Origin of the sequence: Sanguibacter suarezii NBRC 16159, assembly GCF_001552735.1 — a bacterium.
Classification (GTDB): Bacteria; Actinomycetota; Actinomycetes; order Actinomycetales; family Cellulomonadaceae; genus Sanguibacter; species Sanguibacter suarezii.
In genome coordinates this window covers 134,174-160,643 of the sequence record NZ_BCRT01000021.1, presented here as the reverse complement: position 1 = coordinate 160,643, position 26,470 = coordinate 134,174, and the positions used below count along the sequence as shown (strand labels likewise).

General features: G+C 71.3%; 23 protein-coding genes. 9 read left to right on the top strand and 14 right to left on the bottom strand.

Features of this window, described 5'->3' with window-relative positions:
- The first annotated feature begins 106 nt into the window (after positions 1–106).
- Genes mca through SS2_RS14175 form a run of 3 tightly spaced genes read left to right on the top strand, consistent with a single transcriptional unit; the run spans position 107 to position 2,208 of the window.
- Positions 107–997: a mycothiol conjugate amidase Mca gene (mca, locus tag SS2_RS14185; RefSeq protein WP_066465222.1), complete on the top strand. Its 891-nt coding sequence runs from the start codon at positions 107–109 to the stop codon at positions 995–997.
- Positions 994–1,347 (top strand): hypothetical protein, encoded by a 354-nt coding sequence (locus SS2_RS14180; RefSeq protein WP_066465221.1) that lies wholly within the window; start codon positions 994–996, stop codon positions 1,345–1,347. The genes mca and SS2_RS14180 overlap by 4 nt, the downstream gene beginning before the upstream one ends.
- Positions 1,348–2,208 carry a carbon-nitrogen hydrolase family protein gene (locus SS2_RS14175; RefSeq protein ID WP_066465220.1) on the top strand — a complete coding sequence of 287 codons (861 nt, stop codon included), beginning with the start codon at positions 1,348–1,350 and terminating at the stop codon, positions 2,206–2,208.
- Positions 2,209–2,241: 33 nt separating this feature from the next.
- Here the strand turns inward: SS2_RS14175 and trhA are convergent, their stop codons facing one another.
- A complete protein-coding gene (gene trhA, locus SS2_RS14170; protein WP_439646329.1) occupies positions 2,242–2,973 on the bottom strand; it encodes a PAQR family membrane homeostasis protein TrhA in 732 nt (243 codons plus the stop codon).
- A gap of 183 nt (positions 2,974–3,156) precedes the next feature.
- On the opposite strand from trhA, the gene SS2_RS14165 reads away from it, so the two are divergent.
- Complete coding sequence (locus SS2_RS14165) at positions 3,157–3,918, top strand: isoprenyl transferase (protein ID WP_066465840.1); 762 nt, start codon at positions 3,157–3,159, stop codon at positions 3,916–3,918.
- Positions 3,919–4,009: 91 nt separating this feature from the next.
- Here the strand turns inward: SS2_RS14165 and SS2_RS14160 are convergent, their stop codons facing one another.
- The 3 genes from SS2_RS14160 to SS2_RS18165 are packed head-to-tail and all read right to left on the bottom strand — an operon-like array spanning position 4,010 to position 8,648.
- A complete protein-coding gene (locus SS2_RS14160) occupies positions 4,010–6,730 on the bottom strand; it encodes a multicopper oxidase domain-containing protein (RefSeq protein WP_066465216.1) in 2,721 nt (906 codons plus the stop codon).
- A complete protein-coding gene (locus SS2_RS18035; RefSeq protein ID WP_245643597.1) occupies positions 6,727–7,854 on the bottom strand; it encodes a DUF8744 domain-containing protein in 1,128 nt (375 codons plus the stop codon). The genes SS2_RS14160 and SS2_RS18035 overlap by 4 nt, the downstream gene beginning before the upstream one ends.
- Entirely contained in the window at positions 7,851–8,648 is a 798-nt protein-coding gene (locus SS2_RS18165; RefSeq protein ID WP_281178692.1) for a helix-turn-helix transcriptional regulator, read from the bottom strand. The genes SS2_RS18035 and SS2_RS18165 overlap by 4 nt, the downstream gene beginning before the upstream one ends.
- Positions 8,649–8,734: 86 nt before the next feature.
- Between SS2_RS18165 and SS2_RS18260 the strand changes: the two genes are divergently transcribed.
- Positions 8,735–9,535: a DUF2249 domain-containing protein gene (locus SS2_RS18260; protein ID WP_066465215.1), complete on the top strand. Its 801-nt coding sequence runs from the start codon at positions 8,735–8,737 to the stop codon at positions 9,533–9,535.
- Between the two features lie 24 nt (positions 9,536–9,559).
- On the opposite strand, the gene SS2_RS14140 is transcribed toward SS2_RS18260, so the two are convergent.
- Positions 9,560–10,516 carry a helix-turn-helix transcriptional regulator gene (locus SS2_RS14140; protein WP_066465214.1) on the bottom strand — a complete coding sequence of 319 codons (957 nt, stop codon included), beginning with the start codon at positions 10,514–10,516 and terminating at the stop codon, positions 9,560–9,562.
- A gap of 100 nt (positions 10,517–10,616) precedes the next feature.
- Between SS2_RS14140 and SS2_RS14135 the strand changes: the two genes are divergently transcribed.
- The gene (locus tag SS2_RS14135) at positions 10,617–10,982 is read left to right on the top strand and encodes a VOC family protein (RefSeq protein WP_066465213.1); all 366 of its coding nucleotides are present in this window, start codon (positions 10,617–10,619) and stop codon (positions 10,980–10,982) included.
- A 198-nt stretch (positions 10,983–11,180) separates the two neighbouring features.
- Here SS2_RS14135 and SS2_RS14130 read toward each other — a convergent pair whose 3' ends face one another.
- The 4 genes from SS2_RS14130 to SS2_RS14115 are packed head-to-tail and all read right to left on the bottom strand — an operon-like array spanning position 11,181 to position 16,384.
- Positions 11,181–11,582 (bottom strand): RidA family protein, encoded by a 402-nt coding sequence (locus SS2_RS14130; RefSeq protein WP_066465211.1) that lies wholly within the window; start codon positions 11,580–11,582, stop codon positions 11,181–11,183.
- 58 nt (positions 11,583–11,640) lie between these two features.
- Entirely contained in the window at positions 11,641–12,954 is a 1,314-nt protein-coding gene (locus SS2_RS14125) for an alanine racemase (protein WP_245643595.1), read from the bottom strand.
- The gene (locus SS2_RS14120; protein WP_083942263.1) at positions 12,951–14,606 is read right to left on the bottom strand and encodes an N-acyl-D-amino-acid deacylase family protein; all 1,656 of its coding nucleotides are present in this window, start codon (positions 14,604–14,606) and stop codon (positions 12,951–12,953) included. The genes SS2_RS14125 and SS2_RS14120 overlap by 4 nt, the downstream gene beginning before the upstream one ends.
- Entirely contained in the window at positions 14,603–16,384 is a 1,782-nt protein-coding gene (locus tag SS2_RS14115; RefSeq protein ID WP_157607354.1) for a beta-N-acetylhexosaminidase, read from the bottom strand. The genes SS2_RS14120 and SS2_RS14115 overlap by 4 nt, the downstream gene beginning before the upstream one ends.
- A gap of 160 nt (positions 16,385–16,544) precedes the next feature.
- On the opposite strand from SS2_RS14115, the gene SS2_RS14110 reads away from it, so the two are divergent.
- The 3 genes from SS2_RS14110 (at position 16,545) to hemQ (ending at position 20,158) form a co-directional block, all read left to right on the top strand.
- A complete protein-coding gene (locus tag SS2_RS14110; RefSeq protein WP_066465208.1) occupies positions 16,545–18,023 on the top strand; it encodes a nitronate monooxygenase in 1,479 nt (492 codons plus the stop codon).
- A 121-nt stretch (positions 18,024–18,144) separates the two neighbouring features.
- Complete coding sequence (locus tag SS2_RS14105; protein WP_066465828.1) at positions 18,145–19,347, top strand: ferrochelatase; 1,203 nt, start codon at positions 18,145–18,147, stop codon at positions 19,345–19,347.
- 139 nt (positions 19,348–19,486) lie between these two features.
- Positions 19,487–20,158: a hydrogen peroxide-dependent heme synthase gene (gene hemQ, locus SS2_RS14100; RefSeq protein WP_157607382.1), complete on the top strand. Its 672-nt coding sequence runs from the start codon at positions 19,487–19,489 to the stop codon at positions 20,156–20,158.
- 36 nt (positions 20,159–20,194) lie between these two features.
- Here the strand turns inward: hemQ and SS2_RS14095 are convergent, their stop codons facing one another.
- The 5 genes from SS2_RS14095 to SS2_RS14075 form a co-directional block, all read right to left on the bottom strand.
- The gene (locus SS2_RS14095; protein ID WP_066465198.1) at positions 20,195–21,451 is read right to left on the bottom strand and encodes a Glu/Leu/Phe/Val family dehydrogenase; all 1,257 of its coding nucleotides are present in this window, start codon (positions 21,449–21,451) and stop codon (positions 20,195–20,197) included.
- Between the two features lie 74 nt (positions 21,452–21,525).
- Complete coding sequence (locus tag SS2_RS14090) at positions 21,526–22,581, bottom strand: LacI family DNA-binding transcriptional regulator (RefSeq protein WP_066465197.1); 1,056 nt, start codon at positions 22,579–22,581, stop codon at positions 21,526–21,528.
- Positions 22,582–22,904: 323 nt separating this feature from the next.
- Positions 22,905–23,816, bottom strand: a complete 912-nt coding sequence (locus SS2_RS14085) for a carbohydrate ABC transporter permease (RefSeq protein ID WP_066465195.1) — start codon at positions 23,814–23,816, stop codon at positions 22,905–22,907.
- Complete coding sequence (locus tag SS2_RS14080) at positions 23,813–24,829, bottom strand: carbohydrate ABC transporter permease (RefSeq protein WP_066465193.1); 1,017 nt, start codon at positions 24,827–24,829, stop codon at positions 23,813–23,815. Before SS2_RS14080 ends, SS2_RS14085 begins: the two co-directional genes overlap by 4 nt.
- A 158-nt stretch (positions 24,830–24,987) precedes the next feature.
- A complete protein-coding gene (locus tag SS2_RS14075) occupies positions 24,988–26,304 on the bottom strand; it encodes an ABC transporter substrate-binding protein (RefSeq protein ID WP_066465192.1) in 1,317 nt (438 codons plus the stop codon).
- Positions 26,305–26,470 lie beyond the last annotated feature (166 nt).

Below are 26,470 nucleotides of genomic sequence, written 5' to 3'. Positions count from 1 at the left end.
GGGGGATCATTGGCTGTAGTCGATTATTGTCACGATCCCCGCGCAACCGAAATCGCCTGGTGCGCGGGGGTCGTGGCGCACCCAGCACGATCCCTAGGAGGACACGGTGACCACTTCACCGTTGCGGCTCATGGCCGTGCACGCGCACCCGGACGACGAGTCGAGCAAGGGCGCGGCGACCACAGCCCGCTACAGCGCCGAGGGTGTGGAGGTGCTCGTCGTCAGCTGCACCGGCGGTGAGCGGGGCAGCGTCCTCAACCCCAGCTACGGCCGCGAGGTCACCGACCTCGACGAGATGCGAGAGATCCGCACCGTCGAGATGGCCGAGGCCGCGCGGGCGCTGGGCGTGCAGCACCGGTGGCTGGGCTTCGTCGACTCCGGTCTCCCTGAGGGCGACCCCCTCCCGCCGCTGCCGCCGGGCTGCTTCGCGCTGACTCCGCTGGAGGAGGCCGCGGCGCCGCTCGTGGAGATCGTGCGCGAGTTCCGTCCGCACGTGATGACCACCTACGACCCGACCGGGGGCTACCCCCACCCGGACCACATCATGACCCACCGGGTGGCCAAGGAAGCCTTCAACACCGCCGGCGACGCCGAGCGGTACCGCGATCGCGGCGAGCCGTGGGAGCCGCTCAAGCTCTACTACAACCACGACTTCTCCATGCAGCGCATCCGCCGGATGCACGAGGCGATGCTCGACGCCGGGCTGGAGTCGCCCTTCGGCGACTGGGTCGAGTCGCGGGCCGCCCGGGAGATCCCCGAGCGGGAGGTGACCACCCGGATCGCCGTGGCGGACTACTTCGACGCCCGCGACGCCGCGCTGCGCGCCCACGCGACGCAGATCGACCCGGACGGCTTCTTCTTCGCCATCCCGCGCGACCTCGAGGTCGAGGTGTGGCCGGTCGAGGAGTACGAGCTCGCCGAGTCGAGGGTGGCCACGTCCGTCCCCGAGACGGATCTTTTTTCAGGCATCACAGGGAATGAGGGACACCACGCATGACCGGCTCCGAGACCACGCTCGTCTTCGCCGACCCCGGTGCGGCAGCAGCCCTGCACCTCACCGAGGCCGCAACTCCTGAGACGACGAGCACCGAGGACCCCTCCGGGGTCCCGACCATGCGCCCCGACCTCGAGGTGACCGACGTCTCCCCGGGGCTCGAGGGCTTCCTGGCGATCTTCGCAGTCGTGATCGTGGCGATCTTCCTCATGCTCTCCATGACGAAGAAGCTGCGCAAGGTCAACCACCGAGCAGGGGTGGAGACCACCGCGTCGGCCACCTTCGGTGACAAGACCGCACCTGAGGGTGACGGGACGCCCGGCGACACCGGCACCACCCGCGACGGCGTCTAGGTGCGCGTCACGATCGCCCAGCTCGAGGTGAGCGCCGACCACGGCGCGAACCTCGTCGTGGTGCGTCAGGCCTTCGCGGAGGCCGCGCGGGTCCGCGCGGACCTGCTCGTGCTGCCGGAGTACGCGAGCGGGTACGACCCGCGCGGGGTGGGCGTCGAGCACGCTGAGCCGCTGACCGGACCCTTCGTCCGGCTGCTGCGCGAACAGACCGCCACCACGGGGATGACGATCGTGGCCGGGATGGTCACCACCGCCGACCACGAGGGCGCGGGGCACGACGCAGTGCACGACGACGCGGTGCACGACGACGCGGGGCGGGCGCCTGCGCGCGCGAGCAACGTCGTCGTCGTGGTGCGCGGGGGAGAGGTCGTGGGGAGCTACGCCAAGGTCCACCTCTACGATGCCTTCGGCCACCGTGAGTCCGACCGCTTCCAGGCCGGCGACCCCGCCGCGGAGCCGCTCGTCGTGCCGGTCGGCGACCTCACCGTCGGTGTCATGACCTGCTACGACCTGCGCTTCCCCGAGAGCGCCCGCCGCCTGGTCGACGCCGGCGCGCAGGTGCTCGTGGTTCCGGCGGCCTGGGCCGCCGGCCCCGGCAAGGTCGAGCAGTGGACGGTCCTCGCCCGTGCGCGGGCGATCGAGAACACCTGCGCGGTGCTCGCCGTCGGGCAGGCCGGCAAGGGCGTCAGCGGGCACTCGCTGCTCGTCGGGCCGGACGGCGCGATCGGGTGCGAGCTCGGCGACAGCGCCGCAGTGACCAGCGCTGACATCGACGCGGCCGGCATCATGACGGAACGGGAACGCAACCCCTCGCTGGCCAACCGGCGCTACGGCGTCGTGCCACTGGTGCGGACTGTCTGAGCCCGTGGCGCAGCTGCAGTCGCCAGCGCCGGGTCAGGCGGCTTGGGCGGCGAGCATGATGGCTGTGTAGTGGCAGCCATAGCCCACCACCGTGAGCACGTGGAAGAGCTCGTGGAAGCCGAACCAGCCCGGGACCGGGTTGGGGCGCTTGAGGGCGTAGAACACGGCTCCGACGGTGTAGGCGAGGCCGCCCACGCAGACCAGCCAGACGATCGCCGGGCTGCCGTAGGTCCAGAACTGGGGCATGTACCCGACCGCGACCCACCCCAGGGCGAGGTAGATCGGGACGTAGACCCAGCGTGGGGCGCCGAGCCAGATGTTCCGGGCGGCGATGCCGAGCACGGCGCCGACCCAGACGATGATCAGCAGCACGGTCGCCATGTCCGTGGGCAGGATGAGCACCGCCAGCGGCGTGTACGTGCCGGCGATGATGAGGAAGATGTTGGAGTGGTCGGCCCGGCGCAGCGCCGCTGCGGTCCGCGGCGACCAGGTGCCCAGGTGGTAGACGGCGCTCGTGCCGAAGAGCAGGATCGCGCTCAGCCCGAAGATCGCGGTCGAGACCTTGCCGGCCACCGGCGGGGCGACGGAGACCAGGACGATGCTCGCCACGAGGGCGATCGGGAAGGTGATGGCGTGCACCCAGCCGCGCAGGCGCGGCTTGTCGCTCGGCCGGACCAGACCGGCGTCGACGACTGCGTCGATCGTCTCCGGTGAGGTCTGGGGAGAGGTGGGAGAGGAGTCGGGCATGTCGGCCGGGGAGGTCATGGCCATGAAGTGCTCCTCGTGGTGGGGTTCTGCGTCACCCCCGAGATTAACCTACGCAGACGTAGGTTACTGGTCAGTAGGCTCAAATTTCCGGTGAAGACCGGTCACTTTGCACCTTTCCCACACAGGGGTCCGCTCCGGTACCGTGTCCTCGTCTGCAGTGAACACCTCGGAGGGATGCGCGTGCGAATGCCTGACCTGCTGTACGGGCTCTATGAGAAGCGCCTCGCAGCCTCTCTCGCCCACCAGTCGCTGCCGCGCCACGTGGGAGTCATCCTCGACGGCAACCGGCGCTGGGCGAAGTCCTTCGGCGAGCCCGCCGCCCACGGTCACCGGCGAGGTGCGGACAAGATCGAGGAGTTTCTCGGCTGGAGCGAGGACCTCGGCATCGAGGTGGTGACCTTGTGGATGCTGTCCACGGACAACCTCTCCCGCAAGGCCGACGAGCTCGACGCGCTGCTGACCATCATCGAGGACACCGTCTGCGCGCTGGCGGAGAGCAAGCGCTGGCGGCTGCGCGTCGTCGGGCGCCTGGACGCGCTGCCGGACCGGCTCGCGGACCGGCTGCGGGCGGCCCAGGCCGAGACCGAGGGAGTCGACGGCCTCCACGTCAACGTCGCCATCGGCTACGGCGGGCGCCACGAGATCGCCGACGCCGTGCGGGACTTCCTGCGCGAGCGCGCCGAGGCCGGTGCCACCCTCGCCGACATCGCCGAGAGCATCGACGTCGACAACATCGCCGAGCACCTCTACACCAAGGGTCAGCCCGACCCTGAGCTGGTCATCCGCACCTCCGGCGAGCAGCGCCTGGGCGGGTTCCTGCTATGGCAGAGCGCCCACTCGGAGTTCTACTTCTGCGAGGCCTACTGGCCCGACTTCCGCCGGGTGGACTATCTCCGAGCCCTCCGCTCCTACGCCGTCCGAGAACGCCGCCTAGGCCGCTGACCCCTCCGCCCCGGCTCACCCGCCCCGAGCCCCCGCTGAGTGCTGGGTTGTGTACGCGACACGCCGGTGTGGAGCGTGCAGAACCCAGCACTCAGCGAGGTGCGGTTAGGTGGAGGAGGCCGTGGGCGCCTCGTTCGGCGTCGACCATGGAGTGGGTGACGAAGGGGTAGGTGCCTGCCTCGTCGAGCGTGAGCTCGACGAAGCCGCCCTGGGCGGTGGTCAGGCCCAGGGCCTGCGCGCCGCCACCGGCGGCGGCGCTCGCCGACCCAGGCTGCAGCGTGTACGCGCCCTCGACGAACATCGTGTCGAACTGTCCGCCCACCACGTGGAACGACGTGCCGCGGTTGGGGCCGGCGGCCAGCACCCAGATCCGCACCCGCTCGCCCACCTGGGCGGTGAGCGGGTCGTGGTCGTACTGGTTGGCGTAGCCGTTGAAGGCGACGATGTCCGGGCTCTCGGCGGCGACCTTCGCCGTGTCCACCTCCCCGTCCTGCGGCCCGAGGTAGTACTCCGACTGCACCAGCACGTACTCCCGGTCCACCGGCGCCAGACCCTCCGGGTCGATGATCACCGCACCGAACATCCCGTTGGCGATGTGCGCGCTCATAGGCATGGTCGAGCAGTGGTACATCCAGATCCCGGCGCGGGTCGCGGTGAAGCGGTACGTCAGCGACTCTCCTGGCGCGATGGTGCGCATCGGCTCGTCCGGGGCCAGAGCCCCGGCGTGGAAGTCGATCGAGTGGCCGATGGTGCCGTCGTTGACGAGGGTCACGTCGAAGGTGTCGCCGATCTTCCCGTGCAGGGTCGGGCCCGGGGCGGTGCCGCCGAAGGTCCACAGCGTCTGGCTGACCCCGGGTGCCACCTCGGTCTGGGTCTCGGAGACGGTCAGCGTGACCGCGTGGGTGACGGGAGCGTCGGGATCCTGCCCGGGCTCGCGGGCCGGGGCGAGTGTGGCGTCGCGGGCCTCGAAGCCCGCCGCGGGCTTGCGCATGAAGTCGAGGTCGTCCGCGGCGCTGGCGGTGCCACCCGCCATCGCCGAGTGGTCCATCGCGCCGTCTGTGCCGTCGTGCGTGCCGTTCTGCGTGCTGTCCTGGGTGCCCGACGCCGTTGCGCCAGAAGCGGCCGCCTCGCCTTCTGCGAGGGGCTGGCCGTCCGCGCCCACGACGTGCACGGTGAACACCATGCCCATCTGCCGGTGGCCGATGACCGTGCACCAGCCGTCGACCTGCCGGCCGACGACGCCGGCATCGATCTGGGCGGTCGCACCCGGAGCGAGCCGGCCGCTGGTGGCACCGGTGTCCAGGGCGAGGTCGTGGACCTGGGTGTCGGCGTTGGTCAGCTCGATGATGAGCGTGTTGCCGGCCGGGACGTCGACCGAGGCGGGGACGAAGCGCATGTCCCGGGCCTCGACCTGGACGATCGTCGTCTCGCCTGTGGCGGCCACGGTGCCCGCGGCAGACGTCCCGATCCCCAGGGCCGCCGGGTCCAGGCTGACCCCGGCCACGACCGCGAGCACGAGGGACCCGATCGCCACCCCGACCAGGCCGGTGCGGCGGGCAGGCGGACCGGCGGGTGCACCGGCGGCCACCGGAGACGTCCCGGCTGCTGCCAGGTTCCGTGCTCGGGCCCGGTGCAGGAGCAGGGCCTGCACGGCGCAGGCGACGAACCACGCGAAGCCCATGAGGACCAGCATCGAAGCGAGCACCCGCACGAGGCTGGGCACCGGCAGCACGCACAGCACCAGACCACCGTTGATGACGATGAGCCGCCACGGAGCGGCCCGGTCCATCACAGCCGACGTCGCGCGCACGGCAGCGGGGCCGCCGCCCAGCACCACCGGGAGCAGGTAGGACAGCGCCCCGAAGAGGACCTGCGCGGCGAACCCTGCCACCAGGGCCGAGGTGACCAGCCCCACCCGCGCCGCGGCGTCGGACCAGGTGGGACCGATCGCGGCGACGGCGACGAGGGTGAGCAGGGAGGCGAGCAGCCAACCGATCCCGGCGGCCACCGACCACGCGGCGTAGGAGGCGGGCGGCTTGGCGCGGGCGGCTTGGACGAGCGGGACGCACACCCGCGCGAGTCCGGCGGCGTAGCCCAGCACCCCCGCCCCGGCGACCAGGCGCTGGCCGGTGAGGGTGCCGGCGACCACGACAGCGAGCGACACGAGGATCACCACGAGCCCGTGGCGAGCAGCGATCTCCGCGCCTGCGGCGATCTTGGTGCGCAGGATCGTCGGCCACAGGGTCATGAGGGTGCCGGTCACCGTCAGACCGACGAAGCCCAGCAGGTTGAGCGTGACGTGCGCGAAGACGACGCGGTTGTGCCAGCGGTCGTCCAGCCCGGCTGAGAGCAACGCTCCCAGCGCCGCGCCGGCCGGCAGCAGCGCGCAGGCGGCGACGTAGTAGCTGATCGTCGACGCGAAGCGGGAGGGCAGCGCGCGGCGGGACTGCAGACCGAGCACCGCACCGTGCGCGGCCACGGCCGCCCCCACCCCCGTGGCGCCGATCGCGGTGACCGGCCACGTCGCGGTGAGCACCCCCGCGATGACGACGACGATGCTCACGTTGAGCAGGCCGAGCCGTGCCACCTGCCAACGCCGGGATGCCGCGCTGACCGGGCGGTGCAGCAGGGCGTCGGCAAAATGTGCCGACCACACGAGGATCGCGTTGGTCACCGCCCCGAGCATGAGCATGTGCACGAGCAGCCAGCCGCCCTCGGGGACGAAGCGGTGCAGCAGGGCGACGGTGAAGGTCGCCAGCAGCCACACCGCGGTAGGCAGGTTGGCGCGCAGGTGCCAGGCGGTGCGGTTCACGGTGCCACCGTCGCTGCCGGGGTGAGTGACGGGGACGCGGCGGGGTGCCGCGGCGTCGGGCTCCTGCGGGAGGCGACGACGATCGACGTCACGGTCACCACGACGAACAGCAGCACCGCCGTGATGTTGAGGACCCCGCCGACCTGCCGGGCCCACTCGATCTGGCGGGCATCGCCGACGAGGACCCGCAGGGCGAGGGAGGCGTGCAGCAGGACCGCAGGCACGATCATCACCGGGTGGTAGGGCAGCCGGACCCGCAGTACCGCGGGAAGGATGACCGGTGCGTGAGCGAAGATCATCGACAGCGTGAAGCCGAGGAAGACGGAGTGGATGACCGCGTCGTAGGCGAATCCCTCGACGGTGCGTCCGTGCAGCAGCCAGATCCCGCCGGCCACCGCGAGCCAGGCGTACCCGGCGAGCAGGCATCCGGCCATGAACCGCGGCAGCCCGCTGGAGCGGATGGTGCGCCGCGCGACGTCGTGCACGGAGAGCCAGGCGACGAGGGCGAGGACGCTTGCGCCGAGCAGCGCGTGGCCCGGTCCGGGCCACAGCAGCGCGGCGGTGACGGCAGCCATGAGGCACGCGACCAGGGCGAGAAGGTGGTTGACCGTGCGCGGGGCGAGGCGGACCACCCGTGCCAGCTCCAGGCGCTCACCGACGATGGTGGCGACGATGAAGCCGGCGAGCCAGGGCAGCACGTCAGCCATGGGCAGCCCGGCCGCCCACAGGACGGCGCCGCCGAGGGCGAGGACCGCGCCGAGGGCCTGGATCATCACCGACTCGTCGTGGGAGCGGCGGAAGAGTGGGACGTACACACCGATCAGGGCGCCGCAGCCGGCGATCAACAGGATCTGGCCAGCGCGCACCGGGGCGGGGCTGAGCAGGGTCAGGGCGCCCAGCCCGAGCAGCGCAGGTGCGGCGAAGCCGAGGCGGGTGCGCAGCGCCACGGCCCGCTCGAGGGCGATGACGGTGCCGACGAAGCCCAGCACGAGGAGCATCCCGTGGATGTCAGGCAGGCGGTCGGTGGTCAGCGGGGCGGGCAGTCCGAGCAGGAGAAGGGCAGCGTCCAGGCCCGCGAGCATGGCCAGCCCCGCAGGCAGCAGGAACACCACGCGTCGGATCACTCCGGGACCGCTGTGAGATGCAGCCGACAGGCACCGCGCTCGGCGAAGGGCAGGAGTGTCAGGCCCTCAGCGGGGACGCCGAGCTCGGCCAGTGCACCGCGGGCCAGCCCGAGGTGCACCCCGCACACGACCTCGGGGTGCTGATGGGCTGCTGCGAGCAGGGGGCAGCGGCGCAGGCGGACCACCGCGGCGTCGTCGTCGGCCTGAGGAGCGAAGCCGAGCTCGTCGAAGAGGGCGACGACGCGGCGGCGGGCGCGCACCTCGGCTGAGGCGGCGTGCTCGGGGGAGCCGGGGGTGCTGGGTGCGGCGCGGCGACGGTCGGTGGCGTCTGGTGCGTCGTCGGTGCTGGCGTCGTCGGTTGCCGCCATGACGGTGCGGACGAGGTCGCGGCCCCACTCCATGCCGGCGGCGTCGGCGTCACCGGCTGGGTCGGCGCTGGTGCGGGCGATCTGCCCGGCGAGAGCGGCGGCCAGGCTCGCGTACTCCTGGGCGTCGTCGCTGAGCCGGGACTCGGTCGTCGCCGTGTAGAGCCAGGCCGGGCGGCCGCGGCCGGTGCTCGGTGCGGCGGCACGGGTGGCGGCTCCGGCGGCCACGAGGGCGTCCAGGTGCTCGCGGACGGTGTTGGGGTGCTGGTGCATGAGCTCGGCGAGCGCGGTCACCGTGCACGGCTCGGGCTGGTCGGCGAGGTGGTCGAGCAGCGCCGCCTGCGCGGGGGTGAGCCGGGTCCGGCGGCGCCGCGCGAGGGAGGGCTGGGGTCCGTACTCGACCTCGGAGCCATTCCGAATGATTTTCACGGTTTCCAGTGTAATAAAGTCCGGAGCAGTCCCGTCTAGGGCTTTGTCCCTATCTTTTGCCGCGGGTCGCACCGGAGGTCCTTGTCATGCCTGTCGCACCGAACCCCGTCGTCATTGCCTCCAGCGCCGCTGACGCGGCTGCCGTGGAGGTCGCCGTGACCGAGCACGCCGAGCTCTTCGGCCAGCTCGACGCGCGCGTCCAGAAGCTCCTGCGGGCCGTGGCCGACGACGACGCACGCGGTGCCGACCAGGAGCGCGCCACGCTCCTGGCCTGGTGCGCGGCGGAGCTGCTGCCGCACTCGCGTGCCGAGGAGGCGCGGATGTACCCCGTCGCCCGGGCCGACCCGCGCGGACGCCTGCTGATCGATGCGCTGGTCGCTGAGAACGGGGTGCTCGCCCGGCTCGTCGAGGCGATCCGCACCGCCGGGACTCCGCTGGCCCTGGCCGCCGAGGCGCACGCGCTGCGGGTCGTCCTCGCGAGTCACCTGTCCACGGAGAACGACCTCGTCCTGCCGCTGCTGGCGGCGTCTCCCGACGTGTCGCTGGCCGACATCGTCGCGCAGACGGCGGATGCGCAGACGGCGGAGATGGAGTCTGCGGAGGCGGAGACTGCGACGCCTGCCCGTACCGGGTCCTGCGGTTGCGGCGGGCACGATGACGCGGGATTCCCCGAGCTTGACGCGACCGCGATCCCGCACGCGATCCGCCACGCGACGATCTTCGGCGCCCTCGACGCGGTCAGTGCCGGCGGTGGCCTCGTCCTCCTGGCCCCGCACGACCCGCTGCCGCTGCTGCGCCAGATCGCCGACCGCTGGCCCGGCCGCTTCGAGGTCAGCTACCTCGAGGAAGGTCCCGAGATCTGGAAGGTCCAGTTCCTCGCAGCGTGACGAGCGGTCTCCTTCCAGCAGGCCTCACAGGTGTGCCTGAGAGATCTTCAGGGCGAGGGCGCGGACGAGGCGTCGGGCCTCAGGTGGGTCGACGACCTCGAAGTGGTCGCTGAACTGAAGCAGGTGGCGGATGCCGTCGAGCTGGTCGTAGCCGACCGTGAGGCGCAGCCGTCCGTCGCTGTGGTCTGTGACGGTGAGCAGCCTGCTGCCGAGGATGCGTCGCGCGATGTCTATGCGGTCGGCGTCGAGCAGCAGGGTGACCGTCACGGCGTGGAGCGACTCCAGCGATCTGCCGAGCGCGTCGGCGACCCCTGCCAGGGTCGCGCCGTCTCTGAGCTCCCGCGGCTCGTCGAGCACCTCCCAGCTCTCCAACCGGGTGAGGGCGAACAGTCGTGGGCGGCCCTCGACATCTCCGACGAGGTACCACCGGTCCGCTCGGAGCAGCAGCCCGTACGGGTCGACGACGAGCGACCGCGAGGTGGGCGCTCCGCTGCGTCGGTACCGCAGTCGCATCCGGTGCCCGCGGCGCAGATCGCGGACGAGGCCGGCGACGTCGGGAGGCTCCGCGGCGGCGAACCAGGCACGGTTGTCGACGACGACCACCTCGGCGAGGGAGAGCGGCAGCGTGATCGCGGGCGCGGGGGAGCGCCGTCGAGCAGAGAGCTTGCCCCCGGCGGATCGCGCGGCTGCCTCTTCGCCCAGCTGACGCGCGCGGTCGAGGTCGAGCCCGACGGTGCGGAACACGTCCTCCTCGGAGGTGGTCAGTCTGGACAGGTCGACCTGTCCGCCCGGGAGCAGGGTGATGCCCCCGTATCTGCCACGCTCCGTGAGGACCGGAAATCCGGCGTCGACCAGTGCCTGGACGTCACGCAGGATGGTGCGCCGGGAGACGGCGAGCTCCTCGGCGAGGGCCTGTGTGATCGTGTGCCGCCGGCCTTGCAGAGCCGCGAGGAGGGAGAGGAGCCGCAGCGGTCTGCTCATCTCTGCACTCTCTCCCGTAAATGTGACAGTCCGTGTCATGTTCTCACGCGAGAGTCGTGCAGGGGTCGAGAGTCGGCCACCGTCCAGCTAGGAGGCAGCCATGTCCGCACCCAACCTCTTCCTCGTCTACGTGACCGACGTCGTGCGAGCGACCACCTTCTACCGGGATCTGTTCCAGATCGAGCCCGTCACGGTCACCCCCCGGTATGTCCCCTTCGAGATCGCCCCCGGCGTGCTGTTCGCCCTGTGGAGCGGGCGGGCCAACCAGGTCACCGAGCAGGCGTCGCGCACCTCTGAGGTCGGGCTGATGGTGCCTGGTTCCGCCGCCGCCGTCGATGAGATCTTCGACCGATGGGTCGCTCAGGGAGTGACGGTGGTCGACGAACCCTATGACGACGTGTTCGGTCGCACCTTCCTCATTGCGGACCCCGACGGGAACCTCATCCGCGTCTCACCGCTCGACTGACCCCACACGAGGCCCGTCCCCTCCCACCCCCACCTCGTGAACCACTCCCCGAACTCGTGAGCCAGGACGGTCCAGATGCGCCTGGCTCACGAGTTCGCGTGCTCGTTCACGAGTTGGGCGGATAGTTCACGAGTTCGGGGACCTCCGGGAGTTCGGGGGAGGTCCGGGAACTCCGGAAATTCCGGAGGGAAAGGGGCGTCAGGTGGTGATGGCGAAGGCGTCGATCTCGACGAGCATCTCTTCGCGGGGGAGGCCGGTGAAGACGGTGGTGCGGGCGGGCAGGACCCCCAGGGGGGAGTTGGCCTGGACGAAGGCGCCGTAGGCCTCGTTCATGATCGGGAAGTCCTCGCGCTTGGTGAGGTAGACGCGCAGCATGACGACGTCGTCGAAGGTCGCACCGGCCGCCTCGACGATGGCCTTGACGTTCTCCAGGGTGCGGGTGGTCTGGGCGGCCACGTCACCGGGGAAGAGGTACTCGCTCGTGGCGGGGTCGACCGGCCCCTGGCCGGAGACCTGGACGAAGGGACCCGAGCGGATGCCCTGGTGGAAGGTGTGCGCGGGCGCCGGCGCGTTCGGGGTGCTGACAACGGTCTTGGTCATGGGGCTTCCTTCGTGATCGGTGCTGGTAGGGCTGGCGGGGGTGAGGACATGGGCCGGTTCAGAAGTCGGTCGTGATGATCTCCACGACGCGGCCGGCGTCGTCGACCATGGCCGCGACCCGCCACTTGTCGAAGAGCGTGCACGGGTGCGAGATGCCGAAGCCGACGACGTCGCCAGGCGCCAGGCGAGCGTCCGCCGTGACGCGCAGGTAGAGGTGCTGGTCGTTGAGTGCGGTGACCTGCGCGCCGGACAGCGCAGCGACCGGCCCGGGTGTGCCGTCGGGCAGCGCCCGGCGCACGGTCAGGGCGACCGGGAGGTCGATGTCGTAGGACACGTCCCGGCGTCCGACGCCGCAGACCACCAGCCCGGGCTCGGGCGTGGACAGCACCTGACCCCACACTGTCGCGGCCGCGCGCATGGGCTCCGCGCCGGGGATCCGTGTCCACGGGTCCATCCGGGCGCAGAAGCCGTGGTCGTGCGTGACGTAGGCGCCCGACCGCACCACCACGCGCACCGGCCAGCTGGCCGTGGGGCTGATCGAGACGTCCCCGGGCAGCTCGGCGAGCACCACGTCGAGGTAGGAGCTGCCCCCGGCCGAGACGACCACCGGCCGACCCGCGGGGACCAGACCGGCGGCGCACACCTGGGCGGCGACCGTGCGCAGGTCCTGGCAGTAGGCAGCGACCGTGGCGAGCTCGACCGGCGTCGTGCCGGAGGCCGCGGAGCCCTCGTAGCCGGCCACGCCGACCAGGGTGAGGCCCGCCTCGACCACGGCACGCGCCAGGTCGACGGCGGAGCGCACGCCGCGCACGCCCGTGCGCCCACCGTCCACCCCGAGCTCGACGAGCACCCCGAGCCGCGCCACGACCTGCGCTGACGCCCCGGCGAAGGCATGGGTGAGCAGTCGTATCCCGGCGTGGGAGTCCACGTACAGCCAGATCACCACCCCGGCGGACTGCTCCAGCTCGGTGCGGATCCAGGCGATCTCGCGCGGGTCGTAGAGCTCGTTAGCCAGGAACACCCGCTCGGTGCCCCAGTCCCGCACGGTGCGCAGCTGGGCGGCGTTGGCCACGGTCGCCCCCCACACGCCCCGGGCCTGCTGGCGGGCGAAGAGCTGGGCGGACAGGGCCGTCTTGACGTGCGGGGCGTGCCCGACGCCGGCGTCGGCGCACAGCCGGGCCATGAGCGCGATGTTGTGCTCGACGGCGCTCTCGTCGAGGGTGAGCAGCGGCCAGGAGAACAGTGGCCCGGTGATGTCGTCAGACACCTGACCGGGGTCAGTGCCGTCGCCCGGACCCGTGGTCAACGCGTCGGCGGAGGCAGGGCCGGTCAGGCGCAGCCCCTTGGTCCGCGGGCCCAGCGCGGCGGTCACGACTGCGCCCCGGACCGCGCCCCGGACTGCACTCCGGACCACGCCGCGGTCCCGGCCCGGGAGGACGCGCCGACCGGCGCCGGCCGCAACGGCCGGCCCGGGGTCCGGTCGGTCAGCTCGCCGCCGACCAGCACCGGGACCCCGGCGACGAGCACGTCGTCGATGCCGCTGGCGAGCTGGCGGGGGTCCTCGTACGTGGCCTCGTCGCGCACCCGGACCGGGTCCACCAGCACGACGTCGGCCACCCGCCCCGGGGCCAGCGTGCCGCGGTCGGTGAAACCGAAGCGGCGAGCTGCCGCGGTGGACAGGTGCTCCTGGGCGTCGGTCCAGGACCAGTCGCCGAGCTCGCGGACGTGCTCGGCGAGGAACCGGGCGAAGGCGCCCCAGCCGCGCGGGTGCGGGCGACCACCGGCGTAGATCGCGTCCGAGCCACCCATGTGCGCGCCGTGACGCAGCAGGGCACGGACCGAATCCGGGGAGTTCGTCGGCGGCTGAGCGAAGACGCACCCGGCCCGCAGACCCGTGCTGACCAGCAGCTCGACCGCGGTGTCCGCAGGTGACAAGCCGAGCCGAGCGGCGACGTCGGGCAGGTGCATGCCATCGGTCCAGGCGTGCTCGCCGGGGACGGCGGCCATGGTCACGCGGGCCCAGAGGTCGGTGAGTGCGGGGAAGTGCTCCGTGCGCAGGCGGGCCAGCACGGCCTCGTCGCGCAGCAGTGCCACGGTGCGGGCCGGGTCGGCGATCGGCAGCCAGGTAGGCAGCGCGACCATCGACAGGATGGAGCAGCCGCGCAGGTAGGGGTAGGAGTCGAAGGAGACGTCGAGGCCTTCCGCGTGGGCGGAGTCGACGTAGCCGGCGAGCTCGGCGGCAGGCCCGTGATAGTGCGAGACGTGGGTGGCCACGCCCGTGCTCCGGGCGAGGTCCATGAGTTCGGCCATGGCGCTGCCGGCCTTGTCCTCGTAGCCGCGCATGTGGCTCACGTGTGGCCGTCCGCGCCCGGCCAGGACCGAGGTGAGGGCCAGCAGCTCGGCGCGTCCGGCCGAGGAGGCAGGGGCGTACTCCAGCCCGGTCGACATCCCGCAGGCCCCCTCGTCCAGGCCGCGCTCCAGGGCCGCGGCCATGACGGCGACCTCCTCCGGCGTCGCGGCACGGGCCGCGTCGCCGAGCGCGCCGAAGCGCAGCGTGCCGTGTGGGACGAGGTAGGCCACGTTGATCCTCGTGGTGGCCTCATAGGTGGCGAGCAGCTCGGCGACGGAGCCGCCGCGGAAGGTGGGGTGCTCGCCGTTGATCGCGGAGAAGTACCCCGACGCCCAGGCGAAGGCGTCTGGGGCGGAGGCCGCCCGAGAGGAGCCCGCGGACGGCGCGTAGGACACCCCGTCCTGCCCGACGACGATGCTCGTCACCCCCTGACGCAGCATCGCGTGCTGGACGGCCGGGTCCAGGACCGCGGCCTCCCCGTGCACGTGGGAGTCGATGAACCCGGGGAAGGCGACCCGCTCGTCGGCATCGATGACCACCTCGCCGGTGCTGGCCGGTCGCGCCCCTGAGGGAGTGACCGAGAGCACCCGGTCGCTCAGGTACAGGTCGACCGGTGCGCTGAGGCCGTCAGCTGCCGCGGCGTCGGGCAGGCGGGCGCCGTGGATGATGGTCATGGCTGCTCCCGCGTCTCGTCCTCGTGCCATCCGCCGGCGCCGGCCCAGCCCGCGGCGGCCATCTCGGCCGCGAGGTCACGGGTGAAGCCCTCGGCGCGGGGACGCGACTGCCAGGGCTTGGGCCCGTCCAGCGGGCGGTACTCGACGCCCGCAGCGTCCAGGCGCGGCAGGTGGCTGGTGGCCAGACGTGCCATGAACTCGGCTGATGCCGGTGTGTCCGGGGACCGGTCTGCTGCCGGGCTCCACACGGCCTCGGCGAAGGCCGCCAGGCGCGGGAAGGCGAGGTAGTCGATCCGGCGGGCGGACTCCAGGTGCTCGGTCCACACCTGGGCCTGGGCGCCGACGAGCGTCCCCGGTGCGGCGTCCAGCCCTGGGTGCAGCCGGGCCACCTCGGCGGGCACGGTCTCGAAGGCCAGCACGTCCTCGACGGTGCGCAAGAACCCGACCGGCGTCGGCTCGCCCGGCCCCTCGCCGGACCGGTGGTCGAGGTAGACGACCTGCTCAGGTGCCATGACGACGTCGTGCCCGGCAGCCAGGGCGGCTGCGCCCACGGTGATGCCTCGCCACGCCGTGACGATCGCCTCGGTGGGCAGGGACGGGGAGAAGGCCTCGTCCCAGACGACAGGGCGACGCCCGGCAGCCAGCACGTGCTCGCTGAGCCGGGCGATGAACCAGCCATGCAGCTCGCGGACGTGGCCCAGGCCGAGGGCAGTCGCGCGCGCTGTGATCTCGGGGTTGTCCAGCCAGAGCGTGGTGGGCACCTCGTCCCCGCCGAGGGCGATCCACGGGGAGTCGAAGACGTCGAGCACCTCGTCGAGCACGCCGCGGAAGAACTCCACGGACTCCTCAGAGGGGTCGAGCACCTCTGTGCTCACCCCCCACGTGGTGCGCACGGTGTGCGGCTGCTTGCGGGTGCCGAGCTCGGGGTAGGCGGCGACGGCCGCCTCGACGTGGCCGGGGACATCGATCTCGGGGACCACGGTGACCCCGCGCTCGCGGGCGAAGGCGACGATCTCGCGCAGGTCCGCCTGGGTGTAGAAGCCGCCGTGCGGCTGGCCGTCGGTCACCCCGGTACGCCAGGTGCCCACGCCGGTCTCGGTGCGCCATGCCCCGACCTCGGTGAGGCGAGGGTAGCGCTCGATCTCCATCCGCCAGCCCTGGTCGTCGGTCAGGTGCAGCTGGAGCACGTTGAGCTTGTGCGCGGCAGCCAGGTCGATGAAGCGCAGCACGTCGGCCGTGGGCAGGAAGTGCCGCGCGACGTCGAGCAGCACTCCGCGCCAGGGGTAGCGCGGGTGGTCGGAGACGACGAGGTGAGGGAGCGTCACGGGGGAGGGTGCGCCGGCGCGGCGGAAGGCCTGCGGCCCGGCGAGCTGGCGCAGGGTCTGGGCGGCGCTGTGCGCGCCCTCCGGCCCGCCCGCCTGGACGAGGACGCCGGACTGGTCCACCTGCAGGCGGTAGCCGCCCGGGGGCAGGGTCGGGTTGAGGTCGAAGACGACGGCCGGGACGTCTGCGCCGGGGGCGCTGGCGGGCGGGCTGGCGGGTGCGCTGTCGGCTGCGTCGTCGGGTGCGCCGGCAGGGGACAGCGCAGCGACCTGGGGGACCAGGTCGATGCCAAAGGCCGCCTCGGTGACGGAGCGCCACCAGCGGGCGGGTGCGCGCAGGGTGGGATGGCTGCGCACCGGTGCGCCGTCGTCGAGCACGAGGGCGCCGGCGTGATCGGGGCGGTCGACCGAGACGGGGGCCGGGACAAGACCGTGCGGCGTTGCAGAGTGGGTCACCCGGTCGAGCCTAGACAGGAAGTGCGAGTTAGTAAACTGTACTGACAAACGTCCGCCCAGGTCGGATCGGACGAGTCGGGACCTTCGGCCCACACCTGCGCAGAGGGCAAAGCCTACGGTTCAGTAAGTTACGCCACCGTAGGTATCAAGGGAGACACGCATGACCGCGCTGCCCGTGCTGACGATCCCGCCCTCCCCCTTCGACCGACCGCTGCCCCGGGTGATCCAGGGCGGCATGGGCATCGCGGTGTCCTCCTGGCGGCTGGCCTCCGCCGTCGCACGGGCCGGCCAGCTCGGCGTCGTCTCCGGGACCGCACTCGACCTCGTCCTGGCTCGCCGCCTGCAGGACGGCGACCTCGACGGCGCGGTGCGGCGCGCGCTCGCGGCCTTCCCCGTGCCCGCCTTCGCCCAGCGCGTGCTGCGTCGCTACTTCCGCCCCGGAGGCCGCGCGCCGCGCGAGCCCTACGCCCCTGTCCCACGCCTCGCGCTGCGCCAGACCCGCCTCGCCCAGGAGCTCATGGTCCTCGGCAGCTTTGTCGAGGTGTGGCTCGCCAAAGAAGGCCACGGCGGGCAGGTCGGCATCAACTTCCTCGAGAAGGTCCAGATGGCCACCCCGAGCGCGGCCTACGGCTCGATGCTTGCCGGCGTCGACTACGTGGTCATGGGCGCCGGGATCCCGCGTGACATCCCGCACCTGCTCGACCAGCTGGCGGAGCACGAGACGGTCGACCTCCCGGTCGACGTCTCCGGCGCCCCTGCGGGTCACAGCGTCCGCCTGGACCCGACGAACCTGCTCGGCGCCGACGTGCTCGAGGCCGACCTCGCGCCCCTGGCGCGCCCGACCTTCCTCGCGGTCGTCTCCGCCCACGCCCTCGCCGCCTACCTCGCCCGGGACGAGCACATCCGCCCCGACGGCTTCGTCGTGGAAGGGTCCCCGGCGGGCGGGCACAACGCCCCGCCGCGCGGCCGGCTCGTCCTGGACGACCGCGGCCAGCCGGTGTTCGGCCCGCGCGACGAGGCGGACATCTCTAAGGTCGCCGCGCTCGGGCTGCCCTTCTGGCTGGCCGGTTCGCAGGGCACCCCGGAGGCGCTCGCCGCGGCGTGCGCGGCCGGGGCCGCCGGTGTCCAGGTGGGGACGGTCTTCGCCCTCGCCCAGGAGTCCGGCCTCGAGCCGGGCCTGCGCGCCGACCTTCTCGCCCGGCTGCGCGCTGGCACCCTGGAGATCCGCACCGACGCCTTCGCCTCCCCGACGGGCTTCCCCTTCAAGGTCGCCCACGTCCCCGGGACGCTCTCGGACCCGGAGGTCCTGGCGGCGCGACCGCGGCTGTGCGACCTCGGGTACCTGCGCACCCCCTTCCAGCGCGAGACAGGAGCGGTGGGCTACCGCTGTCCCGCCGAGCCGGTCCACGTCTACGAGCGCAAGGGCGGCGATGCGGCGGACACTGTGGGCCGCGCCTGCCTGTGCAACGCCCTCGCGGCGGACGTCGGGCTCGGGCAGGAGCGCGCGGACGGCTACGCCGAGCGTGCGCTGCTCACTCTGGGCACGGACATCGACGGCGCGAACCGGCTCGCGGCGCGCCACGCCGGGACGTGGACCGCCCGTCAGGCCCTCGACTGGTTGCTCGACGCCGCGGCCTGAGACCCACCTGGGCCCAGCGAGGCGCGCTGAGTGAAGATGACAGCCTGTCCGTTCAAGGTCACAACCCGTGGCGCAGGCTTCACTCGGTGCCGTCCCAGGAACCGGTGCGATGATGGCTGTCATGGCCATCGAGACTCCGGCGCCTGGACCGTCCACCGACGGCACGGCCCCCTCCCCGCTTCCCTATGACGCCCTCCTGCTGTACTCCTTCGGCGGACCGAACAAGCCCGAGGACGTCGTCCCGTTCCTGCGCAACGTCACGGCAGGCAAGGGCATCCCCGACGCCCGGCTCGAAGAGGTGGGGGAGCACTACTACGGCTTCGGCGGCAAGAGCCCGATCAACGAGCAGAACCTCGCGCTCAAGGCCGCCCTGGAGACCGAGCTCGCCGCCCGCGGCATCGAGCTGCCCGTCGTGTGGGGCAACCGCAACTGGGAGCCGTACACCGACGACGCGATCACCGAGCTCGAGGCCATCGGTGCCCAGCGCGCTGTGGCGCTGGTGACGAGCGCCTACTCCTCCTACTCGGGCTGCCGCCAGTACCGCGAGGACCTCGCGGTGACGCTGCAGGCCCGCGGCGAGCTCGACGACGAGGGCTCCACGGGCGTCCAGTTCGACAAGGTCCGCTCGTACTTCAACCACCCCGGGTTCGCCCAGGCGAACATCGACGCCGTCGTGGAGGCCTACCGCGAGCTCGCCGCCGCTCACGCCGACGGTGCCGATGGAGTCGACGGTGCCCAGCTGGCCGACGGCGCACGCCTGGTCTTCGTCACGCACTCCATCCCGGACACGATGGAGGCGGCCTCGGCCGTCTCCGGTGCCACGTACTCCGCCCAGCACCTCGACCTCGCGGCGGTCGTCGCCGAGCAGGTCGGCGCGGTGCTCGGGCACCCGGTCGAGTGGACGCTGGCCTATTGCTCCCGCTCCGGCCCGCCGAGCCAGCCGTGGCTCGAGCCGGACGTCAACGACCTGCTCGGCGACCTCGCCGGGCGGGGGGTGCGCGCTGTGGTGCTGTCCCCGATCGGCTTCGTCTCCGACCACATGGAGGTCGCCTACGACCTCGACACCGAGGCCCTGGCCACCGCGGAAGAGCTAGGCCTGGCCGCAGTGCGCGCCGGCACGGTGGGCACCCGCGCCCCCTTCGTCGCAGGCCTGGTGGACCTCGTCCTGGAGCGCGCGGCGCTCGCCCGCAGCGAGGACGTCGAGCAGGCGTCCGTCGGCACGCTGGGTGCCTTCCGGTCCGTGTGCCGTCCCGGGTGCTGCCGTCGCCGCGACGGCGAGGACTCCGGCGTGCCCGCGCTGTGCGGCAGCGGGCTGTACACCTGACGCCGATACGCTTCCCCCAGCCGTCCCCACCTTCTGAGAGCAGGCTTCACCCGTGACCCACCAGAGCGACGCCCACCACCGTCCCGACACTGACGAGCTCGTCGACACCACCCCGATCAACGCGACCGTCCGCTACACCATGTGGTCGGTGTTCTCGACCGTCCAGACGCTCCCGGCCGACGACGCCGAGCGCACCGCGCTCATCGACGACGCCCTCGCGGCGGTCGGCGGCGCGGCGTCGGGCATCGACACCGAGCTCACGGTGCGCGGGTGGTACGACGTCGGCGGGTTGCGCTCGGACGCCGACCTCATGGTGTGGTGGCACGGGCCCACGATCGAGTCGGTCCAGCACGCCTACCAGCGTCTGCGCGCGAGCGAGCTGGGCCGTCACCTCGAGCCGGTCTGGTCGGTCGCGGCCCTGCACCGCCCGGCGGAGTTCAACCGTGGGCACATCCCGGCGTTCATGGCCGACGAAGCCCCGGAGAAGTACATCTGCGTGTACCCCTTCGTGCGGTCCTACGACTGGTACCTGCTGCCCGCCGACGAGCGCGCCACCATGCTGCGTGACCACGGCATGGCCGCCGCCGGCTACAAGGACGTCCGGGCGAACACCGTCTCGGCCTTCGCCCTGGGCGACTACGAGTGGATCCTCGCCTTCGAGGCTGCCGAGCTCGACCGCATCGTCGACCTCATGCGCGACCTGCGCGCGACCGAGGCTCGCCGCCACGTGCGCGACGAGATCCCCTTCTTCACCGGCCCCCGCACCGACCTGCACGCCTGGGCCGCCCGCCAGCCGCTGTCGGAGGACTGACCCTCAGTCCTCGCACGAGGTCCCACCAGCACCAGGTCAGGGATAGAGACCGCGGGTCTGGTGGGCCTCGGCCACGCGGCGGACACCGATGACGAGTGCGGCGTCGCGCAGGGAGAGCGACTCCCGCGCCGCCGTCTCGCTCACGTCGGCGAAGGCCGAGTGCATCCGGTCGGCGAGCCGGCTCTCGATCTCGTCGCCGGTCCACCGGTAGGCCTGGTTGGCCTGGGCCCACTCGAAGTACGACACCACCACGCCACCGGCGTTGGCAAGGATGTCCGGCACGACGACGACGCCGCGCTCGGCGAGGATCACGTCGGCCTCGCCCGTGGTGGGGCCGTTGGCACCCTCGACCACGAACCGTGCGCGCACCGCGTGGGCGGTGTCCGCGTCCAGGACGCCGTCGACAGCCGCCGGGACGAGCACGTCGACCTCGAGCGCGAGCAGCGTCGAGTTGTCGATCGGGTCCGCCTCCGGGAAGCCGACCACCGACCCGGTCTGGGCGACGTGGCGCATCAGGTGGTCGACGTCGAGCCCAGCGGGGTTGTGCAACCCACCGAACTGGTCGCTCACCGCGACGACCCGCGCGCCCTCCGTGGCGAAGATCTGCGCCGCGTGCGCCCCGACCTTGCCGAAACCCTGGATCGCGACGCTCGCACCCTCCAGCCGGTCACCCGCCCGCACCAGCGCCGCCCGGGTGACGTGCACGACGCCGCGCGAGGTCGCCGTCGTGCGCCCCAGCGAGCCGCCCAGGGGGATCGGCTTACCGGTGACCACAGCCGGGATGGTGTAGCCGTGACTCACCGAGTACGTGTCCAGGACCCACGCCATGGTCTGCTCGTCGGTACCCATGTCCGGGGCCATGATGTCCCGCTCGGGGCCGATCACCGGCATGATCTCGGTGGTGTACCGGCGGGTGACGCGCTCCAGCTCGGGCAGGGAGTAGCGGCTGGGGTCGATGCCCACCCCGCCCTTCGCCCCACCGTAGGGCAGGTCGACGACGGCGCACTTCCACGTCATGAGCATCGCCAGCGCGCGGACCTCGTCGACGTCGACGGCCTGGTGGAAACGCAGCCCGCCCTTGCCTGGCCCGCGAGAGACGTTGTGCTGGACCCGGTAGCCGTGGAACAGCTCGATCCGGTCGTCATCGCGACGCAGCGGGACGGCTACGTTCACCTCGCGCCGAGGTGTCGCGAGCATCTCGTGCAGCCCGTCGTCGTAGTCCAAGATCTTGACGGCTCCGGCGAGCTGGCTGAGGGCGTTGACCCAAGGCTGGGAGGCGGGGGACGCTGACATCGATGTCGCTCCTGGTGGTGGTCGTGGGTGCGTCGTTGAGGACAACCTACGGCCAGTGCCGGGGGAGCGCAGCGTCAGGAGGAGGTGCGCTCCACCAGGACGGGGGACAAGATGATGCGTCCGTCGGCCTCGATGATGGGCGCACCCTCACCGGTCGGCGCGACGAAGTCGTCCTTGTCGATGAAGCCGAGGATCGCGAGCAGCTCGTCGGTCGCGTAGCGTGCCATCCGCACGACCGGGTTGCTGATGGTCGTCAGCGCGGGGATCGCACCCTCGGCCACACCGAGGTCGTCATAGCCGATGACCGCGACGTCCTCGGGCACCGCCCGACCGTGCTTGGCGAGGACCCGCAGGACCCCCATGGCCATGAGGTCCGAGGCGGCGAAGACGGCGTCGATGGTCGGGTCGAGCTCGAGGATCGTCTCCATGGCCTGCCCTCCGGCGGCCGTGGTGAAGTCGCCTCGGGCGAGCGGGCCCTCTGCCATGCCGGCCGCGCTGAGCGCCTGGCGCCAGCCGGCCAGGCGGTCCTCGCCGGAGGTCATGTCCGAGGGGCCCGCGACGTGGGCGATGTTGGTACGGCCCTGGGCCAGCAGGTGGTTGGTGGCCAGCGCGCCGCCGGCCACGTTGTCCACGTCGACGAAACGCAGTCCCGGGAAGTCGCGGAACGGACGACCGACGAACACCGCGGGCAGGCGGGAGGCCTCGATGGCCCCTTCCAGGTCGTCGCGGCGGTGGTGGGAGACCACGATGGCTCCGTCGACGTGGCCGTTGCGCAGGTAGCGGGCGATGCGCCCGGACCCCTCGCCCGGCTGGGCGATGAGCAACACGAGCTGCAGGTCCCAGTCGCGCAGGGCCGAGTTGATGCCGCGCAGGGTCGCGGCGAAGAAGGGGTCGGAGAGGACTCGCTCGTCGGGCTCGGGAACCACGAGGGCGATCGAGTTGGTGCGGCGGGTGACCAAGGAGCGGGCCGCACGGTTGGGGATGTATCCGAGGCGGGCGATCGCGTCGTCGACGGCCTGCTGCGCCTCGGGGGAGACCCGCGAGCCGCCGTTGATCGCGCGCGAGGCGGTGGACCGCGACACGCCAGCGGCGAGCGCGACCTCTTCCAGCGTGGGGACTAGCTGGCTCATCTTGTCTCCTCTTAGCCGCTTCATCGCGGCTGACGACCTGTCGTGGTCATGGTCAGACGCGACAGGCAACGAGCTCGATGCGGATGGTGCGTTGCGGGGGCGGCCCGACGTCGAGACGTCGAGCCGGGCGCGGGCAGCGCTTGTGCGTGCAGGCAGACGCCATCGTAGAACGCGGGCGCATCGGGTGTGCACCGGGACGGTGCTGTCCGGGGCGCGGTCGCGGCCGCGCCCCGGACGATTCCCTCGAGACCGACCAGATCGTCGAGGAAGTGACACGGATGGTGCTGGTGATGCTGATGGTGCTGTGGGGCGGAGGGACTGGATCAGCCCTTGACCGCACCCGCCATGATGCCTGCGACGAGCTGACGTCCGGCGAAGGCGAAGACGGCGATCAGCGGCAGGGTGGACAGCAGCACGCCGGCCATCACGAGCGAGAAGTCCGTGAAGTACGTCGAGTTGAGCAGCTGCATGACCATCGGCAGGGTCGGGTTCTTGCTGCCGAGGATGATGAACGGCCAGAAGAAGGCCGTCCAGCTCCCGATGAAGGTGAACAGGGCCAGCATCGCCGCGGCCGGACGGGCCGCCGGCATCGCGACGTGCCAGAAGGTGCGGATCATCGACGCGCCGTCGACCCGTGCCGCCTCGATGAGCTCGTAGGGCAGCGCCCCCTCGAGGTACTGGGTCATCCAGAAGACACCGAAGGCGGTCACCATGCCGGGGACGATGACGGCGATGAGCTTGCCGGACCAGCCGATCTCCGACATGACGATGAACAGCGGGACGACGCCGAGCTGGGTCGGGATCGCCATCGTCGCGATGACGAAGACGAGCAGCGGACCACGGCCACGGAAGCGGAGCTTGGCGAAGGAGTATCCGGCCAGCGTCGAGAAGATGACCACCGTGAAGGACTGAACGACGGCGACCACGACAGAGTTGACGAAGCCCTTCATCAGCGGGATGTTCGAGTCGAACACCCGGCCGAAGTTGGTGAACAGGTTGCCCTCGGGAAGCAGCGCGGGAATCGGGTTGCGCACGATGGCCAGGTTGGTCGAGGACGCGAGCTGGATCACGTAGTACAGCGGGTAGATCGAGATGAGCAGCACGACCGACAGGATGGCGTAGGTGACCCACCCTGGTCGGCGGTCCGGGCCGCCGAGCTTGATCTTGCGGCGGCGGGCGGCGGAACGTGCGGCGCCCTTGCCTGCGGTCTGGGCGATGACGGGGATGGAGCTCATCGCGTCCTCCGGTTGGTTGAGTTGCGGGACTTGGGCTTCTTGGCCTTGGCAGGGCCCGAGGTGGCGATCTTCGTCGTGACGAGGAAGTTGATCATGCCGATGACGACGATGATGACGAAGAGCAGCAGTGCGACTGCCGAGGCTCGTCCGAAGCTCTTCTGCGGTCCCCAGCCGAGATCGAAGAGGTACATGGTCAAGGTCATCCACTGACGGCTCGAGCCGCCGTCGCCGGTCGTGTTGAACATGCGCGGCTCGTCGAAGATCTGCAGCCCGCCGATGGTGGAGGTGATGATGATGAAGATGAGCGTGGGCCGCAGCTGCGGGATGGTGATCGAGAAGAACTGGCGCAGGCGCCCCGCCCCGTCGATGATCGCGGCTTCGTAGAGCTCACGGGGGATGGCCTGCATGGCGGCCAGGAAGATCAGCGTGTTGTACCCGGTCCACCGGAAGTTGACCATCGTGGCGATCGCGAAGTGGCTGGGCAGCACGTCGACGTGCCAACGCACCGGATCGATGCCGATGTTGGTCAGGATCGCGTTGATGAGACCGGACTCGTCGGCGAAGAGCTTGCCGAAGATGAGGCCGACGGCGACCGGTGCCACGACGTAGGGCAGCAGCACGCCCATCCGCCAGAAGGTCTTGGCCCGCAGGTTCGCGGAGAGGATCGCGGCGAGGGTGATCGCCATGACCACCTGGGGGACAGCAGAGAGCAGGAAGATCGAGAACGTGTTGCGCAGGGCCTTCCAGAAGTGCGGCTGGTTCAGCACCTCGGTGAAGTTGTCCAGGCCGACGAAGTCACCCTTGCCCTTGAGCAGGCCCCACTCGAAGAGCGAGACGTAGCCGGTGTAGAGCAGCGGGAACAGCCCGGTGATCGCGAAGAGGATGAAGAACGGCGAGATGTAAAGGTACGGCGAGAGCTTCACATCCCACTTGCCACGCTTCTGGCTGAAGGCGACTCGGCGGGGGATTCGGCCTTCATCGCTTGATGGCTTTGGTGGGGACAAGACGGCCATGGGGTTCCTTCGGCGATGTGCGGACGGCTGGCGTGGACCGGCCAGGTCTGCACGGGGTGAGCAGGGTGGTGATGCGGCTGGGCGCCGCCGGAAGATTGTGCCTTCCGACGGCGCCCGGCGTTGTCATCCGGGCGGCGTCAACCGACCCGTAGCGTGTCTCAGAAGCCGAGCGAACCGAAGTTCGACAGGGCCTCGTCCCAGGAGGCAGCCGGGTCAGCACCGTCGATGTCGACGCGGTTGAGCGCGTCCATGACGATCGTCTGGATGTTGAAGTACTGCACGCCCTTGAACGGCGGGACATCGCTGATCTGGTTGGCGCGAGCGGCGAAGATCTGGCCGACCGGGGCGTTGTTGAAGAACTCGTTCGTGGCGTCCTTGACCTCAGCCAGCTCCTGCGCCTCGATCTGGCTCGGGAAGGTCCCGGCCTCGGCGAAGGCCTTGGCCTGCTGCTCAGGGGCGGTCAGCCAGGTGGCGAGCTTGATGGCCTCTTCGGTGTTCTTGCCGCTCGAGGGGACGGTCAGGAAGGCCCCGCCCCAGTTGCCACCGCCGCCGGGGAAGACGTCAGCGACGTCCCAGCCCGTGACACCCTCAGAGTTGCCGGCGATCGACGCGGTCATCCACGGCGGGCACGGCATCGTGGCGAAGGCGTTGTTCTGGAAGCCGGCCTCCCAGTCCTTCTCCCACATCTTCAGGCTTGCCGACAGGTCAGCGGACTCCGTGAGGATGGTGTCGTACATGCCCTTGACGACGGTGTTCTCCGCGAGGTCGGTGGGCTCGCCGGTGGCCGGGTCTTCGTAGGCTGCCTCGAGCTGGCCGATCTGGGCCTGCATGATGGCGACGGAGGAGTCGAACCAGGCGGCGTCAGAGTTCTCGACGAAGGTGTGACCGGCCGCGAAGTAGTCCTCCCACGTGGCGTCGGCGCCGCCGAGGAGCTCGGCGACAGCGGCGCGGTCGGAGGGCAGACCGGCTGCCTCGAAGAGGTCTGCGCGGTAGCAGATGGCCTCCGGGCCGATGTCCGTGCCGAGCCCGATGAGCTTGCCGTCGGCGGTGCCCTGGGCTTCCTTCCAGGCGAGGTAGCGACCCTCGACGTCGGGGCCCGCGAGGTCCTCGAAGCTGTCGGCGATCTCGGAGAGCTCGGGCATCCAGTCGACCTCGATGGCCTCGATGTCGGCCAGACCGTCGCCGCCGGCCGCAAGGCGGGTGGTGAGGTTCGTGCGCGCGTCGCCAGACTGTGCTGCGACGGTCTGCTCGACCTTGATGCCGGGGTTGGCGGCCTCGTACTCCTTCAGCAGCTCGGGGGTGTACCCGAACTGGTTGAAGGTGGCGACGGTCAGCGTGACGTTGCCCGAGGCGTCCTTGGACTCCTTCGTGCCGTTGCCACCTTCGCTGCTCGAGCAGGCAGAGAGGGTGAGGGCGAAGATCGACGCACCAGCAACCACTGCTGCCATGCGACGGGTACGGATGTTGCTGGTCATTCGAGGACTCCTTTGTCAACGGTGCGGCTGCATCGCCGCTCGTGTCAGTCGTGACAATCTCGAGCCACCCCGGAGGGAGCTGCTCGCACTGCGTGCTTGGCCACGCTCTCATCTGAAATCTGGGAGCGCTCCCATGCGTCATGGATGATCTTGGTGGGAGCGGTTC